10 protein-coding genes are annotated in these 17,641 nt (G+C 52.5%); 6 read left to right on the top strand and 4 right to left on the bottom strand.

Going from position 1 to position 17,641, the window contains the following annotated elements; all coding sequences use genetic code 11:
- Positions 1-19 precede the first annotated feature (19 nt).
- The 6 genes from CC94_RS22300 (at position 20) to CC94_RS0109975 (ending at position 11,214) form a co-directional block, all read left to right on the top strand.
- Positions 20-1,102: an AAA family ATPase gene (locus CC94_RS22300; RefSeq protein WP_005369415.1), complete on the top strand. Its 1,083-nt coding sequence runs from the start codon at positions 20-22 to the stop codon at positions 1,100-1,102.
- Positions 1,102-1,743 (top strand): DUF3226 domain-containing protein, encoded by a 642-nt coding sequence (locus CC94_RS0109955; protein ID WP_005369416.1) that lies wholly within the window; start codon positions 1,102-1,104, stop codon positions 1,741-1,743. The genes CC94_RS22300 and CC94_RS0109955 overlap by 1 nt, the downstream gene beginning before the upstream one ends.
- 63 nt (positions 1,744-1,806) lie before the next feature.
- On the top strand, positions 1,807-2,070 hold the full coding sequence (locus CC94_RS0109960) for a hypothetical protein (RefSeq protein ID WP_005369418.1): 264 nt from the start codon (positions 1,807-1,809) through the stop codon (positions 2,068-2,070).
- Positions 2,067-2,453: a type II toxin-antitoxin system VapC family toxin gene (locus CC94_RS0109965; RefSeq protein WP_005369425.1), complete on the top strand. Its 387-nt coding sequence runs from the start codon at positions 2,067-2,069 to the stop codon at positions 2,451-2,453. Before CC94_RS0109960 ends, CC94_RS0109965 begins: the two co-directional genes overlap by 4 nt.
- 115 nt (positions 2,454-2,568) lie before the next feature.
- Complete coding sequence (locus tag CC94_RS0109970; RefSeq protein ID WP_051911439.1) at positions 2,569-8,907, top strand: DEAD/DEAH box helicase; 6,339 nt, start codon at positions 2,569-2,571, stop codon at positions 8,905-8,907.
- Positions 8,908-9,084: 177 nt separating this feature from the next.
- A complete protein-coding gene (locus CC94_RS0109975; protein ID WP_036303891.1) occupies positions 9,085-11,214 on the top strand; it encodes a 3'-5' exonuclease in 2,130 nt (709 codons plus the stop codon).
- A 1,513-nt stretch (positions 11,215-12,727) separates the two neighbouring features.
- On the opposite strand, the gene CC94_RS0109985 is transcribed toward CC94_RS0109975, so the two are convergent.
- From CC94_RS0109985 to CC94_RS0110000, 4 genes are all read right to left on the bottom strand, one after another.
- Positions 12,728-13,060, bottom strand: coding sequence for a type II toxin-antitoxin system Phd/YefM family antitoxin (locus CC94_RS0109985; RefSeq protein WP_245619730.1), 333 nt, complete (start codon positions 13,058-13,060; stop codon positions 12,728-12,730).
- Positions 13,061-13,173: 113 nt separating this feature from the next.
- Complete coding sequence (locus tag CC94_RS0109990; protein ID WP_031430698.1) at positions 13,174-14,007, bottom strand: SWIM zinc finger family protein; 834 nt, start codon at positions 14,005-14,007, stop codon at positions 13,174-13,176.
- Between the two features lie 3 nt (positions 14,008-14,010).
- Positions 14,011-16,884 (bottom strand): DEAD/DEAH box helicase, encoded by a 2,874-nt coding sequence (locus CC94_RS0109995; protein WP_245619731.1) that lies wholly within the window; start codon positions 16,882-16,884, stop codon positions 14,011-14,013.
- Between the two features lie 231 nt (positions 16,885-17,115).
- Positions 17,116-17,640 carry a GNAT family N-acetyltransferase gene (locus CC94_RS0110000; RefSeq protein WP_005369440.1) on the bottom strand — a complete coding sequence of 175 codons (525 nt, stop codon included), beginning with the start codon at positions 17,638-17,640 and terminating at the stop codon, positions 17,116-17,118.
- Between the last annotated feature and the right edge of the window lies 1 nt (position 17,641).

Below are 17,641 nucleotides of genomic sequence, written 5' to 3' on the forward strand. Positions count from 1 at the left end.
CGATAAATTAGGTTTTTATATGATTAAACAGGTGCAGATCAGGCATTTTAAAGGCTTATCGGAGTTTGAGGTCAGCGCTTTGGCGAGGGTTACCTTGCTCGGCGGGCGCAACAATGTCGGCAAGACCAGTTTTCTGGAAGCGCTGTTTCTTTATTTCGATCGCCATAACGCGGATGCCTTGCTGCGCCAATATGCCTGGCGCAATGTTCCCTTCGTATCGCTCAATCCCGATGCGATGTGGGCGCCGATGTTTTCTAAATACGACATGGAGAAAGCTATCGAAATTGTGGTTAAGGATGAAAAAAAGCACACCGCTAACCTTAAACTGCAATTGAATCGCGATTACGTGAGCCGGGTTCGTTCCGGAATTCCTGCTTTGCACGGCATGCCGGCAAAAATAGACACTCAAGCCAAGCCTACGCCGAGTTTATCGCTGGATGTTGTTTACCAACTGGATAAGCAATCGCCGCAGATTTCGCACCACGTCATTGGCCAGCAAGGCATCAGTCTTGAGATCGAAAACATGTCAGTTAATTCGGAAAAGGCTGTTTTTCTTGCGGCGACCGGGAGAGTTGCCACGCAAGAGGATGCGGTTCGCTTCGGTCAATTGGATGTTGTCGGCAAATTGCAAGAAGTCGTGCATTTTTTGAAGGAAACCGTCGAACCCAGGCTGGTAGGTCTTTCCGCCGTTGCGGTCGGAGACCAAACCTTTATTCATGCCCAACTGGAAGGCTTGGAGCGAAAAATTCCGGTCGCCTTCATGGGCGACGGCATGGGGCGCTTGTTGTCGGTCATTCTGGTGATGATGACCACCAGAGACGGTTGCGTTTTTATCGACGAAATCGAGAATGGCATCCATTACTCGGCTTTGCCGAAAGTTTGGGCGGGCATCGTCAAGGCCGCCAAGCAATTCAATTGTCAGGTTTTCGCAACGACGCACAGCTATGAATGCTTGCAGGCTGCAGTTCAGGGCTTGCCGGAAGATTTACAAAATGAGTTTTGTTATGTGCGCTTGGAGCGCTTAGACGGACGCATTGAAGGCAAAACTTATTCGCATGGCGTATTAGGCGCGGCGCTTGAACGCAATTGGGAGGTGCGTTGATGGCCGAATCGATTACACAGCCTAAGGTTTTATTGGTCGAAGGCAAGGATGAAGTCAATTTTTTTGGGGCTTTACTGAAAAATTGCGGGGTTGAAAATGTGGACATTTGGGAGGTTGGCGGAAAAGACAAGTTTCCGAATGAATTGGCTGCGTTCCTGTTGAGCTTCGATAAACAAGTTCAATCCTACGCGATCATCCGTGATGCGGACGGCGATCCGGCGGCCGCATTTCAAAGCATTACCGATCTTTTAAAAAAGAATAAGGAACCGGTTCCGACAAAGCACGCGGATTACGACAGCACTGATAAACGCCGTGTCGGAGTATTCATCATGCCGGGCAATCAAGAAGAAGGCATGTTGGAAGATTTATGTTTACAAACAGTAACGGATCATCCGGCGATGAATTGTGTCGATGGATACCTAGCTTGTTTGGAGCACTCGTTAATGATCCGGCAACCTAACCAACCCAAAGAACCGGGATGTTTCTATTTCCCTAAAAATCGCAGTAAAGCGAAGGCACAGGCTTTTCTGGCCGGAATGCACGAGAGTGTGACGGCAGTGGGCTTGGCGGCTCAGAAAGGTTGTTGGAATCTCGATCACCCGGTGCTGGATGGTTTGAAAGCATTTATCAAGGCACTTTAGTTAGGGTTGCCGCTAAGCGTCTGATATAGTTTAACCGCTCATCCCAACCCTCAGGAGGCAACTATGGCCGTCATTTTACAAACCGAAGTCCAGTTCGATGCGCAAGGCCACTTGGTCATACCGATCGAATTGAAACGCGCAATTGCCGCCGAAAATGACGCTTCGCTGATAGCGAAGGTGGAAGACGGTCGTTTGATACTCGAAAAACGAGACAACGTTCGAGAGCGTTTGAAAGCCCGGTTTGCAAAAATTCCCGCCGATGTCAGCTTGGCCGATGAATTGATCGCGGACCGTCGCCGCGAAGCCAGCCGTGATGGGGAGTTATGAGTATTGTTTTGGACGCTTCTGCATTATTGGCTTATCTGCACGAAGAACCCGGCGCGGATACCGTTGGCGCGGTCATTGGCGAGAGCTTCATTTCAACGGTCAATTGGTCCGAAGTGATGCAAAAATCCTTATCCCGCGGCATAGATATCGAAGGCTTGCGCGAAGACATCGAAGCGCTTGGGGTAAGAATCGAGGCCTTTACTCTGGAAGATGCCGAGTGCGCCGCAAGATTATGGTCGATTTCACGGCCGCTGGGTTTATCGCTGGGTGATCGCGCTTGCTTGGCTTTTGGCATGCGTCGACAGATTCCGGTGCTTACTGCCGACCGTGCCTGGTTAAATTTGGCGGCGGCCTTAAATTTAGAAATTCAGGGCATACGGTAAGGCCGGTATGCTCCCCATATTGGTCGCGCGCCAGATTGTCGAAGGTCTGCAAACATTTTTGCGTACAACGTTTCCGGTTACCACACACGGGTTTAGACACGACGCCAGCCGAACCTTGATCGACGACTTTCTCGACAAAGACGGCAATTTGGCGAAAGGGCCCTGGCTGGAAGTCAAACTGCCTTATCGAACCGCTGAAACCGGCGAGCCGCTGCCGTTTACGCATTATTCGATCACATTTACGCCCTATCAACATCAAGTTTTGGCGTTTAGGCGTTTGTCCGGCAATGGCGCACGATCGACGATTGTCGCCACCGGCACCGGCTCGGGCAAGACCGAATGCTTTATGTATCCGATACTGGATTATTGTCTGTCTCATCGGCATTCGGGCATCAAGGCGATCATCATTTACCCGATGAATGCGCTGGCGACCGATCAGGCGCGGCGTTTTGCGAAGGAATGCAGCAAGCTCGACATCAAATTGAGCGTCGGCCTGTTTACCGGCGACGATGGCTCGAACAATCGGGGGATGACGCCGGAACAAGTGATTACGCATCGGGAATCGTTGCGCGACAATCCGCCGGATATTTTGCTGACCAACTACAAGATGTTGGACTTTTTGCTGATGCGACCGCAGGATCAGCGTTTGTGGCAATTCAATTCGCCGGGCGTGTTGCGCTATTTGGTGGTTGACGAGCTGCATACCTTCGATGGCGCGCAGGGAACCGACCTGGCCTGTTTGATCCGGCGCTTGCGCGATAAATTGAGCGCCGGTGATGAAATGGCTTGCGTGGGAACTTCGGCCACCATCGGCGATGCGTCGGCTGTCGCCGATCTTAAGGACTATGCCGAACAGGTATTCGCCACGCCGTTTGATGACGATGCGATCGTGCTGGAAGATCGTTTGGCGGTGGATGAATATTTGAGCCGTCATGGCGCGCATCAGGAGGTGATCGCGCGATGGCCGGTCGAGGCACTGGCCGAATTGCGTCCCGGAGAATCCGACGCGGGCGTTTATTTGCGCCGCGCCGCCGAGTTGTGGCTGGGTCAGTCGTTGGCTTTGGATGCCGCTGACGAATCTGCCCGAATCAAGGCTTCCGTCCTATTGGGCGAGCAATTGTCGCGGCTGACGGCGTTCCAGGAGTTGTTAAGGCAAGCGCATGTCTTGTGCGATGCCAGAGCGTTGGCGAACGAATGGCGGCAGCGCCTGCGCCTGCCCGACCAGGAAGCCGCCGAAACCTTGATCGATAGCTTGGCGGCTTTGGTCTCGGCCGCCCGGCGCTGGAAAAATCCGGGGTATGATGTAAAAGGGCCTGTGAAGAAGGACGATGTCGAACCTTTCTTGCAGGTTAGGGTTCAGCTTTGGTTGCGCGAACTCAGGCGGATGGTCGCTAGTGTGAGTGAAAATCCTGAACTGACGCATGCCGATGATCTGCGCAATTTGGCCGATCCGCTGCATCTGCCGCTTCTGCACTGCCGGGAATGCCATGCCGTTGCCTGGGGCTCGGTCGTTGCCGAAGGGGAACGCAGAATAAAGCCCGATTTGCAGGGTTTTTATCAATCCTGGTTCGCACAAAAACCGGATGCGGCCTTGTTTTTTCCATTGGACTCCGAACGCAGAAGAGCCGACAACGAGAAAGTCTGGCTTTGTGTTCGTTGCCATCAATTGTCGCCGTTGAAAGGCGGCAATGTCTGTACAGGCTGTGAAGGGGAGCGCATTGCGCTTTGGGCGCCGGACATTCGTAAACCGGTGCAGCGGAACGGCATCAACAGGACCGTGGTTTCGGCCGATTGTCCCTGTTGCAGCGGCCATGAGTCGCTATCGGTAATCGGTTCCCGCGCGGCAAACCTGTCCAGTGTGATGATCGGAGAGTTGTTCGGATCATCTTTCAACGACGATTACAAGCTGATCGCGTTTTCCGATTCAGTGCAGGATGCGGCGCATCGGGCCGGCTTTTTTGGCGCGAGAACGTATTCGCAAACGCTGCGCAATGCCTTGGCTCGATATATTCGTAGCCAAGGTGAAGGGCTGGCGTTACCCCGTCTGGCGCAAGAATTTCCGAATTTTTGGCGGCGGCAATTGGCCAGTGAGGAAGTCTTCGTCGGCACATTTATCGCGCCGAACATGGAATGGTTGCAGGGTTATCAGGAATTGAAGGCGACCGGCAAAATACCCAATGCCAGCGATGTGGCCAACTTGGTTTCCAAACGTCTGTCTTGGGAGGTGATCAGTGAGTTCGGGCTGCGTTGCCGGATCGGACGGACGCTCGAACGTTCGGCAGTGGCAACCGTGGTGCCTGATAACGATCGCTTGCAAAACAGTTGCGACCGTCTGACACATCGATTACGAGAAGAACTGGGCATGCTTTCGGATGTGCCTGTCAACGATGTTCGCTATTTTCTGTTGGGGATGTTAACGCGGCTTCGGCAAAAAGGCGCATTTTATACGAAGGAGTTGGAGACTTACGTCAAGGAAGGCGGCAAGGAGTTTTTGCTGACCCGATTGCCGTTCATGCCGGGATACGGATTCGGCAACCGGCCGCCGGCGATGCTGAGCATGGATCAGGTCTCCGGCAATTTTGAAAATTTGCTGAGCCAAGGCGCTTGGTATCGCGACTGGTTCAACAAATGTCTGGCGGCTGATCAACCGTTGGCTTCGGCCGAGTACCAACAGGCGTACACGATTACGCTGGATGTGCTGGAAAAGGATGGTTGGTTACATGCCATCCAGGTCCGTCAGCAGATGGTTTGGGGCCTGAATCCGTCGCAATGGCAGGTGACCACGCAAATGCTCGATGTCGCCTGCAAGGACTGTCAGCATCGCTTGCCGACGCCAAGCCGGCAACTGCATTGGCTGATCGGCATGAAATGCTTGCGGCAAGGGTGTTTCGGCCATTACCAGCCGGCGCCGATGCAGGCGCGATCCGGGCATTATCGTGCGTGGCCCCGGCGTTTGGTGCCCAGCGAACATACCGGTTTACTGGACGGCGAGAAACGCCACGCCATTGAATCCTCGTTTATCGAGGGCGGCAATTCTTGGGATATTAATCTCTTGTCCGCGACCCCGACGCTGGAAATGGGGATTAATATCGGCGATTTGTCGACGGTGTTGCTCTGTTCGGTGCCGCCGGCGCAGGCGAACTATCTGCAACGCATTGGGCGGGCGGGGCGCCGCGACGGTAATGCGCTGGCGGTTACCATCGCGACTGGGCATCGGCACGATCTTTATTTTTACACCAGCCCGAAAGAAATGATGGAGGGACAGATTTCTCCGCCCGGTGTTTTTCTGCAAGCGATGGCGGTGCTGGAAAGGCAGTTGATCGCCTTTTGTTTTGATCGATGGGTGGCAACCGGCGTCGATGCCTCCGCTATTCCTGGCACCTTACAGAGGGTGCTGGATACGGTAGAAGCCGGAAGGCTGGATGGCTTTCCGCACAATTTGCTTAAATTTGTCGATGAGCACGGTCTTTCGATCTTGGATCGATTTTTGGTGCTGTTTCCTGATCTGGATGTCGAGGGGATCGAGCACATTAAAAAGTTTTTGTTGGGCAGTAAAACCGAAGGGGCTTTGGGATGGCGCATCTTGAATCGGCTCAGCGAGCTTGTCGAGACCCGCAAATCCGTCAGAGGCCGCGCCGATGAATTGAAAAAACGCATTGCGCAATTGGAAGCCCAACCTGCCGATGAAGCCCGCGATCAATTGTTGGCCGATTCCAGGAGCGAGCGGGGGGCATTGCTGGCATTGATTGGCAGCATCAATCGACGATTGACGCTGAATTTTTTCACCGATGAAGGCTTATTGCCCAATTATGCCTTTCCGGAGGAAGGGGTCACGTTGAATTCGGTCATTCTCCGCCGCAGGGAAACACGTGATGAAGGCGATGAACGCAAACGGTACGAAGCCTTGAGTTTTTCGTTTCAGCGCTCCGCTCAGGCCGCGCTGGGCGAATTGGTGCCGGAGGCCCGTTTTTATGCGGCAGAGCATCAATTAAACATCGAACAAGTCGATTTGAAACTTTCAAAGCCCCAAACCTGGCGTTTATGTCCTTCGTGTCATTACAACGAAAACCTTGAAGAGAGCGGCGATCCGCACGGCGTATGCCCCCGCTGTGGTAATGCGCAGTGGGCCGATACCGGTCAAAAGCGCACGCTGCTGAAGCTTCGGCAAGTCTATGCCAGAGCAGATGCGCAGAGTGATCGTATCGGGGACGACAACGATCAACGTGAGCCGGTGTTTTATCAGCGGCAGTTGCTGGTGGATGTGCCGCCTGTATCGATGCAGGGCGGCTATCGGATTGCCGGAGACGAGTTGCCATTTGGATTCGAGTATTTGCGCAATGCGCATTTTCGGGAAATCAATTTTGGAGAACCGGGTGATTCTGCCGAAACGTTTCATGTCGCCGGCAGAAGCGATGCGCGCAAAGGCTTCGTGATTTGCCGGCATTGCGGCATGGTCAGACGGCAACGATTGCGCAAAGGTCAATATGCGCATACCTTGGATTGCCTTTTATCGAAACCGGGAGCACAAGTCAGCGAATCTGACTGGATCAGCAGTCTTTATCTGTATAGGGAGCTGAATTCCGAAGCCATTCGTATTCTGTTGCCGCTGGCCGATGTCGCACAGTCCGAGGTGCGAAGGACATCATTCATCGCTGCTCTGAATATGGGACTGCGTCAGTATTTCCGTGGCAACGTGCAGCACCTTGAAATTACCGAAATGTCGGAATCGGATGCGAATGGTCACTCTCCTCGTCAATATCTGGTGATCTATGACCGCGTTCCGGGCGGAACCGGTTATTTGAAGGAGTTGATGCGCACCTCCGATAATTTGATGGGATTGTTGGAGCAGGCTCATGATCTGTTGTTGAGTTGCACCTGTGCGGATCAGGCCGATCAGGACGGTTGTTATCATTGTATCCTGGCTTACCGGGATAGCCGTAACATGGCGGCGATTTCGAGAAAAGCGGCGATCGAATTGTTGGAGCGAATTCTGGCTTTGCGCGATCAATTGCAGCCGGTCGAGCAATTAAGCCAAATCGACATGAACAGCGCGCTGGGTAGCCCGTTGGAGGCGTTATTTGTCAGTGCGTTGTCAAAATCTGTCGGAATGACCAAAAAGACGGTCAACGGCAAACCCGGCTATTGGATTCATGCGCGAGGAGAAGATGGCGCTGATCAAGTGTGGGAACTTGAACCTCAAGCAAAACTTGGGCCGTCTCAAGACGTTTTATTGCAAACCATCCCGGATTTTATGCTGCGTCCGGTCAGGGAAAACGATCTGGCCGAGTTTGGCGAGTGGGCCTTGTACTTGGATGGATTCGGACCGCATTTCAATAACCAGACCGATGATACGCGAAAACGCCTGGCGGTGATGCGCTCGGGGCGGCGCGTATGGAGCCTGGGGTGGCAGGACATACCGCAGAGCGGCCAACAGCCCAATTCCGTTATCAACGATTATCTATTAAATCACCGTCAACCCGCGATGTTGGCTCAGTACGATAAATTGGCGGAACGATTTGAATGGCAAAAAGCAACAAAGATTGAGGATGCTCTGACCGCCGGGCCGTTTAAGCTTTTGCTGGCATTTTTGCAGAAGCCGGCAGAAACCTTATCACAACTCCAACAAATTACGCTTTGCAATACGATCGGTTGGCTCTATTTGCCTTCCTTGAAAGCACGGCTTTGGGACGATCCGGCAATGGGATTGAATAGGGTTGTTCCAGGCACGGTTTGGCAATGGCTGCAGACTCATGAAGATGCGATGGCATTTGGCGGTTTGCTGAAAGGGATTCAAACGGGGACCCCTCCGGTCGATATCGCCGTTTATTTGCCAGCGACTGCATTGAGCTCGAAACAACGCCTGTTAGAAGAGGTTGGCATTTCGGTGACCCTCGACGATACCGCGGCGGCACAAACCAAGGAATTTGAAAAAATCTGGCGCGGCTTTTGGCATGCGGTCAATGTGCTGCAATTTGTTCCTTATTTTACGGTGGCGACTCGAACCGGTGTCGCTGAGCAAATGTATGAAAATTTACTGGAAGGCTGGCCGTCGTCGAAGCAACTGAAAAAATCGGCCGCATTGCAAACCACCGATGAGCGCTGGCAAGCCGTTTTTGACTTGTGTCAGATCGAGCAGTTTGCATTGGAGCAATTGGTTGCCGCAGGGATTGATTGTCCGGAAGTCGGTCTCGATCTGTATCTGGATTCGCAAGTCGTGGCGACGGCTGAATTGGCTTGGCCCAACCGTTCCATCGCGCTGATGATGGAAAATAGAGCGGAACTCCCTAACGATGTAGATGCGACGTCTCGTCGCGACGAGGACGTCCCCACGCGACGAGGACATCGCGTCTACGACGACTTTCACAATAACATACCGGGATGGGTAATGATTAGCGTTCAAAGCCCGGATTGGATGGATCGATTGTTGACGTTGCTAACGAACCAGGAGCGATAAGTGGAAAATCTAAGTGTAGATGCGACGTCTCGTCGCGACGAGGACGTCCCCACGCGACGAGGACATCGCGTCTACGACGACTTTCACAATAACATACCGGGATGGGTAATGATTAGCGTTCAAAGCCCGGATTGGATGGATCGATTGTTGACGTTGCTAACGAATCGGGAGCGATAAGTGGAAAATCTAAAAATAGCGATTGGGGATGGCTTTCTGGAATCGTTTGCGCAAATTCCGAAAGCCAAACAGAGGAAGGTGATGGAGTTTGTCGCAAAGTTTCGTTACAACCCGATGGCGAACGGCATCAATTACGAAAAAATCAACGATGCACGGGACGTGAACTTTCGTTCGGTGCGAATCGATCAGGATTATCGAGGTATTGTGCTGAAGCCGGCGCAAGGCAACGTTTACATTCTTCTGTGGGTCGATAAACATGATGACGCCTACGATTGGGCGCGTAGTCACCGCTGCGACATCCATCCGCAGACGGGCGCTTTGCAGTTGGTCGAGATACTGCAAGGCAATCAACCGGAGATCGAACCGGTCAAGATTGAAACTCAGGCAGCGCAGGAAAATCGTCTATTTGATTTATCGGACGAGACATTGTTGAGTTTGGGAGTCCCTTCGGATGATTTAGCAAGAATCCAAGGCTTGCCCCATGTCGAGGCATTGGAGGCGATTGAAAAATCGCTGCCCGTAGAAGCCTTCGAAGCGCTGTATCTGTTGGCGGCAGGAACATCGTTGGACCAAATATTAACCGATTACGCCGCGAAAAAATCGACAGCGGTTGATACTGAGGATTTTGCCGAAGCGCTCAACCAGGACGCATCCAGGCGGCGCTTCTATGTCGTGGCCGACGAAATGGAGTTATTGGAAATGCTGGAAGCGCCGTTGGAAAAATGGCGGGTTTTTCTGCATCCCTCTCAGCGCAGACTCATCGACCGTCATTGGTCCGGGCCGGTTCGCGTGCTCGGCGGTGCCGGCACGGGTAAAACGGTCGTTGCCATGCACCGTGCTAAATGGCTGGCTGCACAAGCGGCCGAAACGAACGAACGGATTTTGTTTACAACCTTTACCAGCAATTTAGCCGTCGATATTCAGGAAAGTTTACGCAAGATTTGTACGGCACAGGAGCTCAGACGCATTGACGTACAACACATCGACGCCTGGATAGTGAATTTTTTGAAGCAGCAAGAATATGACTTCCGAATTGCTTATCCCAATGGCAAAGACAGTGAATATGAAAAATGTTGGTCTTTGGCAGAGGGTTTAATTTCGCCCAGCTTAGGATTACCGACAAGCTTTTATAGGGAAGAATGGGAAAGGGTCATTCTGCCGCAGTTCGTTCGGTCGCGTCAGGCTTATTTAACCACGAGCCGCATGGGGCGTGGCGTACCGCTCACCAGAAAACAGAGGGCCGATATTTGGCCGGTTTTCGAAGAAATGCGTATCCAATTGACACAAAGAAAGCTGACCACAATTGAAGATGCGGCCTTTGATATTATGTCCATGCTCGATTCGGGCGCGAATATTAAGCGTTATCGGTCAATTGTGGTCGATGAAGGTCAGGATTTCGGGCCGGAAATGCTGACCTTGTTGCGCCGCTTGATTCCAGAGGGGCCAGACGACCTTTTCATCGTCGGTGATGGGCACCAGCGGATTTATCAGCGTAAAGCCGTTTTAGGCAAATGCGGGATTAATATTCGTGGGCGAGGCAAAAAACTGAAAATCAATTACCGAACCACCGAAGAAATTCGACGTTTTTCTACACAAGTCTTAGAAGGAATTGCTGTGGATGACATGGATGATGCTCAGGATACGTTGACCGATTATCGATCGCTGATGCATGGGGACTTTCCTGAAATTAAGCATTTTAATTCCATTGGTGAAGAAGCTAAGTGGATAAGGGAAAGAATTGAAGCATTAATTGAAAATGGCTTACTCTCTCAAGATATTTGTTTAGTTGCTCGAACTAATCATTTAGTCGATGAATATGGCTCTCAATTACAACAGCTGGGAATCGAAACCCGAAAATTGTCAAGGCAACAATCGGATAACAGAAATTTGCCGGGTGTTCGCTTGGCGACGATGCATCGTGTAAAAGGGTTGGAATTTAAAGTGGTTTTAATGGCGGGTATCAATGAGGGTGTTGTGCCATTGAAAATCAGTACCGAAACGCAAGATCCGACAGAAGCCCGCTTACGCGATGAGAATGAACGCGCCTTGTTCCATGTTGCGGCTACTCGGGCTATCAAGGGGTTGTTTATATCTTCGCATGGAATAGTAAGTCCATATTTAGCGAAGTAGCCTCTATGATAACCAATATGTAGAAAACTTTTTGTTACATCTAACCAAATATACGTATCGATGAGAATTTTGATTTGCATGTAAATTGCTAGTGCAGGATATTCTGATTTCTATCCGGCCAACCAAGGCAAGTCAATAATTCTCCTTGAACGTCGGACTATCCTTCGGTTGGGGCTTTCGGGATTGAACCGCCCCGGGAATCTCGGAGGCTGTTGGTTGTGAGTCATGCTGCGATAGCAGGCTCATAAAGTTGTTGATAATACTGAATCGCGCTGGTTTTTCAAGGCTTCCCAAGAGACAATAGCGGCTGGAAAGGACATGGCCGGCCAATGACCTATAGCGGCTTGCCGAACGCGTCCATCAATTGAGCTTCTATATCGATAAATCCAGGTCCGCAACTTAGCTGAAGCCGAGAGGCGAAGACCGGGATAATCGGTAAAGGTGATATGCTGTCCAGGTTGCAAAGCTTTGGCTGTGCGGGAGTCGAAGTGCGTATTAGTATAACCTGAGTTCGGGATAAGAAGTCCAGCGCGCACCTTTTCGCGTAAGCTGCTGTTTTAGGAAACAAATTCGAACGGAATCGGCAGGCGTTTATGGACCGTTTCGTAGGGTACGCTCGACTGCAGGGATGCAGGAGATAGAGCAATGCAGGAGCAATTGCCGAGAGCGTACCTTTGCCGCCGAAAAAAGTACGCACAGCGTACCCTACTTGAAACCCGAGTTCGGGATGAGAAACAACAACCCCCTGCACTCATTCATCAAAGTCAATCTGCTGCCTCGGACCTAATGGCTTATCCCGAATTCAGGTTAGTATAGCTTTTTTAGTTGCCCTGAAATTTCAGTATAGCTTTTTTGAAATGATATAAAAAAGCTACATTGAAATGTAAAGTGTAGGTAAGTTTTGATAAGTGCGGATGATGTTAAGCGAGACGAATAAAGATGTTAATAACCCTCTGTTATCAATAAGATGAGAATGAAAGACAAATTGAATCAGGGTAATGGGGAAGACCAGCAAAAAGAACATACGCCGATGATGCAGCAGTATGTGGGCATTGATTTATAATGGGTTTCAATTGGCTTATTTAATTTGTTACGCCAAATGCTACACTAAGAACTCACTTTAATTGATGGCTATTTGAGATAATCCCGGCTTGTGCTATGTTCCACAGGAGTGGGCAATCAACTCCGCCCGGTTACAGATAACTACATTAAATCTTGATGATTGTGTCGCTATAGAGCGCTACCAAGGGATCGTGGGTCATTAAACGCATCGGCTCTACGAGTACCTGAACCACAAGAATACGATCGAACGGGTCTTGGTGGTGCGCAGGCAACCCTTCGACGGCACTCGCATGCTCCGCCTCGACGGCGAGTGCTTGATCGCAATTTCCCAGACATCGTCGCGCTGACCCACACGGTTATCTTGGGTGATGCAATCGAATCACGCGTCTTTTGCGGTAATTTTGTCTATCTGTAATGGCCTATAGTGCAACGTGAGTATTCAGCAACAGATTCAAGATTGCCCCTCACCCATGAACAACTGCGCCACTTCGTCGTTGTGCGCATCGATGCTGTCTGGCACCACGAACAAACCTTTTGCTATACCAATGCGTTTCCCGGAGGGTACCGTATCCATCGGAACCAGTTTGGCAGCCGGGTGGCCATTCCGGGCAATCACAATTTCACGCTCGCGTCCTTGTTCGATAGCTTCCACTAAGCGGGACAGGGATGACTTGGCTTGCAACATATTTACGGTATGCATGGGATTTTCCACAAAAAACAAAGCTTCGAGAAAAGGTGGGTTCGGCGCGCGAAATGCTTTGCTGAATCTGAAAGGTAAGGGCATAGCGCGACGCCCCCACCTTTTCTAAAGTAATTGCGTTTTTTTAAAAACCGCAGACTTGACCGGGCGTAGTATAAGCTAAAACCCGGAGTTTTCTTCCCCATAGGACGAGAATATCACCAGTCTTTTTCACGTTTGCGGATGGTTTGATAAATGGCTTCCATCGCATCGATGAAAGAATGGTCGTTTGACCAAAAGGCCGGAAAGCCACCGCCTTTTTTGATTAATAAGGCCGGAATGGACGCCGGTACGGCCGGCGGTAAGTTCTCCGGTAGACGTTTACGGCCATGCCAGAAGTCGGATGGCGTCATGCGTTGGGCAAGTGGGTGTGCTTTTGCGCGCGTGAAGTAGCTGTCAACGCAGTCAAAACCGGCGTCCTGTTCCCCGATGGCCGCCGCCAACGCCTGCCCCAACGGCGTTTTTTGTAATTGTTTTTGCAATTCGTCGCGTTCGAGGCCGCGCAATTCGAACAATAAAAACGGGTCGCGGTCCAATTGTGCCGCGAGGAAATAATACAGGCCGGCGATGTGCTTGCATGGGTTGGCGTAATCCGGGCAGGAGCAGTCGGTTTTCAGGTCTGTGCGGATGGAAGGCAGCAAGTTCAGTTTCAGTGTCCGAAACACGTCTTCGATATTATCCGGCACTTCGTTCAGCAACAGGCGGGAAATAAAAGCGGCGCGGCTGCCGAGAATTTGAATCAGTTGCCGCCACTGTTCGGCGTCGATCGTCTGGAAGGCGATCGTTGTTTTATAGATTGGCTCTTTATAAACACCGTAATAAGGATTAACGTTGCCTCGAATCTGCGCGCTGACCATGCCGCCTTGCCGCTGCCAACTTCGAATGCGGTCGTTATTGGCATAGGCGCGCCCCCGCGCCAGCCTTGCCGAATCGGTGAAGGACTCCAGGGCCTGGATAAAGCGTTGTCCCCACCAGGTGCGTATCGCTCTCATGGTTTACTCCAATACGGCGGTTTGATTGAGGCGAATGAGCTGCTTGAACGTGGCGTTATCGAGTTGCGTCAGCCAGGACTCGTCGTTGCCGACAATGGCCCCTGCGATTTTCTTTTTGGCGTCGATCATTTGATCGATGCGCTCCTCCAGCGTGCCCAGGGTGATGAATTTATGCACGAAGACATTTTTCGTCTGGCCGATGCGGAAGGCACGGTCGGTGGCCTGGTCTTCCACTGCGGGATTCCACCAGCGGTCGAAATGGAACACATGATTGGCGCGCGTCAGCGTGATGCCGACGCCGCCGGCTTTCAGTGACAGAATAAACACCGCCGGCGGCGTTTCCGGATTTTGAAATTCGCCGATCATTTTCTCGCGCGTATGCCGGGCCGTGCCGCCGTGCAAATAATAAGTCTGGCAATCGAGATGGCTGCGACAATAGCGTTCGAGGCGGGCGCCGATTTCGGTGAATTGCGTGAAAATCAGCGCGCTTTCGCCTTCGGCCAGGGCGTCGGCGAGCATATCGCCGAGCCGTTCCAATTTATGCGAGCGTTCGGCGGTGAAGGCGCTGTCATCCTGAAGAAACTGTGCCGGATGGTTGCAGATTTGCTTGAGTTTCATCAGGGTCGACAGCATCAGGCCCTGCCGCTGAATACCCTCGCTGGCTTCCAGCTGCTGTTCGACGTCGCGCACCACGGCTTCATACAGCGAAGCTTGTTCCTTGCTGAGATTGCAGTATTGCTTGTTCTCGACTTTGTCCGGCAAGTCGCGGATGATCGCCGGGTCGGTCTTGATCCGGCGCAAAATGAACGGCTCTACCAGACGCTTTAACATCGCGGACTTCATGGGATCGTTATCACGCTGAATCGGGGCCTCAAAGGCTTTACGGAAAGCGGCTTGCTTGCCCAGGTAGCCCGGATTCAGGAAATTGAAGATCGACCATAAATCTAGCAGGCGGTTTTCCACCGGCGTGCCGGTCAGCGCCCAGCGATAGTCCGCGTTCAGCTTGAAGATCGCCTTGGTTTGCTTGGCCTCGGGGTTTTTGATGTTTTGCGCCTCGTCCAGCACGATGCGCCGCCATTTCAGGGCTTGAAACAACTTGGCATCGCGCAGCGCCAGTGGATAGGACACGATCACGACATCCACGGCCTCCGCCGCCGCGGCGAATTCCCTTTCATTCTTGCAGCGCTCGCTGCCGTGATGCAGCCGCGTTTTGAGCTGCGGCGCGAAGCGCTCGATCTCCTTGCGCCAGTTCCCGAGCACCGAAATCGGCGCAATCAGCAAAGAGGGGCCGCGACCGGCTTCGTCACGCGCCATCACTAACCGGGCGATGACCTGGAGGGTTTTCCCCAGGCCCATGTCGTCGGCCAAACAACCGGAAAGGCCGAGTTGTTCCAGAAACACCAGCCAGGCAACGCCGCGTTTTTGATATTCGCGCAGCTCGGCGTTCAGACCGGGAATGTCCTCGATCGGCTGTAAGTGCTGTTGATGACGCAACTTCTCCAGCATGTCTGCCAAGGCGCTTTCCGGGTCGACTTCGAAGAGGTCCGCCTCATCCGCGGTGCGCTTGAGCCAGTCGCGCATGTCCAGGTTTTCTTCCGCCTCGCCCTGCCGTCGCCAAAATTCCAGCATGTTTTTCATGCGTTCACGGTCCAGCACGACCCACTGGCCGCGGAATTGCACGAGCGGCGTTTTCGTCTCGACCAGTTGTGTCCATTCCTCCTCGCCGATCTGTTCACCGCCTAGCGTCAGTTCGTAACGGTATGCGAGCAATTGATCCAGACTCAAAAGGCTTTGCGTTGTAGAGCGTGCCGCTTTTTTCGAGGTTGCCGCCGGACGCATACGCAATTTGGCGCGCCGCCGGCCTTGTGGGGTCCACCAGGCCGGCACGCTAATCAAAAAGCCGGCATCTTCCAATATCCAGGCAGTTTCGTTTAAAAAAGCGAACGCTTCTTCCAGCGACAGATCGATGGCGGACGGCTCTGCCGTTTCCATGCCCTTCCACAACGCGGGATACACACGCGCGGCCTGTCCCAAATCGATCAATAAACGCTGCTCAAAATCGGACCCAAAATCCTTTTCCCAATGTTGCCGAGCAGTGCCGGAAAGTTGCCAATAGTCGGCCAGCGGTCGTTGCAGCGAAGGGTCGCGGCGCGATACCACACGGAATTCCAGGCGCCAGGAGTCGGGCTGTTCTGTTGAGGCTTCCTGCAGTTGAAGACCCAGTTGGAAGCCGGTTTCGCCGGCTGCGCCCGAAAGCTGTTTTCGCCAGGTGGCCCACTGCTCGCCAAGCGTCAGATCCCCGGCGGTCAACCAGGGTTCTTGACGAGTCGGCCGACAGGCCGGCAACAGCCACGAATCGGCCAGTTGTTTCTCCAGGGCTTGCGTCAGGCGCGAATTGCCGGCGGCCTGTCTGAGCAATACTTCGGCACAATGACGCAATACCGTGGCAGGTTCGAAATTCGGTGCGGCGGCCGGCGGCAGGCGTTCGGCCGCTTCCTCTATCAGGCATTCGTAGTGCGGAGACAAAAACTCCCAACCGGTATAAACCTCGTAAGGGTGTTTGCCGGTTTGCCGGACTCGGTAGCGCAAAGCCGGGATATACTGGTCTTTGAGCAGGATGCCGCGAAGCGATTGGGTGAAATAATACCAAAACAAAAAATCGCTGCCGGCTTTAAAGTCTTCCCCCTGGAAGATCAACCGGAAATGGATGTCGTTGATGAGGTTGATGGCCCGGTTATTGAAACAAAAACAGCGGATGGGCCAGATCTCGATTTCCGCCTCATGCCAGGCATACGCTTCGGCATCCAGATGGGTCGATAATTCGGGGCAGGGAAGGGGGTTGCCCTGGAACGAAGGGAGTGGCACGGGATAGGTCACAGAATCGGACTCTCGTGACGTGACACCGATGGACGATTTCAACCAGTCTCGCAAACGCTCGGCATCCAGGTGGTTGGGGTGAGATCGGGTTTTACGTTTCTTGGATTGATTTGCGGCTTGTGCCGCGGATTCCACCCACAGATAAAAGTGGCCGGCTTGAATGAAAGCCTCGGTGGTTTCAGGGGCCCAAAAAAGATGGACAACGTGGGGCATGGGGATAAGATCGCTCCGTTATTCGGCGTTACCTTGGAAAATAACGTGCGGTAAAGGCAATAATAGCGTATTGGAATCCATCGGCGATTTTTGAAAACCGTGTTCTTCGTAAAAATGGACGGATTGATCCGAAAGTGCATGAATCACAAGGGCTTTGACACCCACGATTTCGGACACTTGAAGGGTACGGAGTATGGCGTCGCGCAAAAGCGCTTTGCCAATCCCTTGGCCTTGCCAGTTTATATCAACGGCGAGTCGGCCCAACACCATGACGGGAATGGGATCTGGCATGTTACGACGAATGCCTCCCGGCGCTAGCTCACAGGCAATTGATCCGGTAGCCAAACAATAATAGGCAACGATGGTTCCGGCGCGAGGTTGGTCAACACACACGACATAAGTTCGTGAAGCGCCACGACCCTCGTTACGCAGTGCACGATTTTTTAGCCAATGATCAAGACTGATTTCGCCGCAAGTAAACGCGGTAAAGTCATGTTCTGTTTTCAGCGGTGAGGGCAGGCTCCATTTTACTGAACTAGCCAAA

This window comes from Methylomicrobium agile, assembly GCF_000733855.1.
Taxonomy (GTDB): Bacteria; Pseudomonadota; Gammaproteobacteria; order Methylococcales; family Methylomonadaceae; genus Methylomicrobium; species Methylomicrobium agile.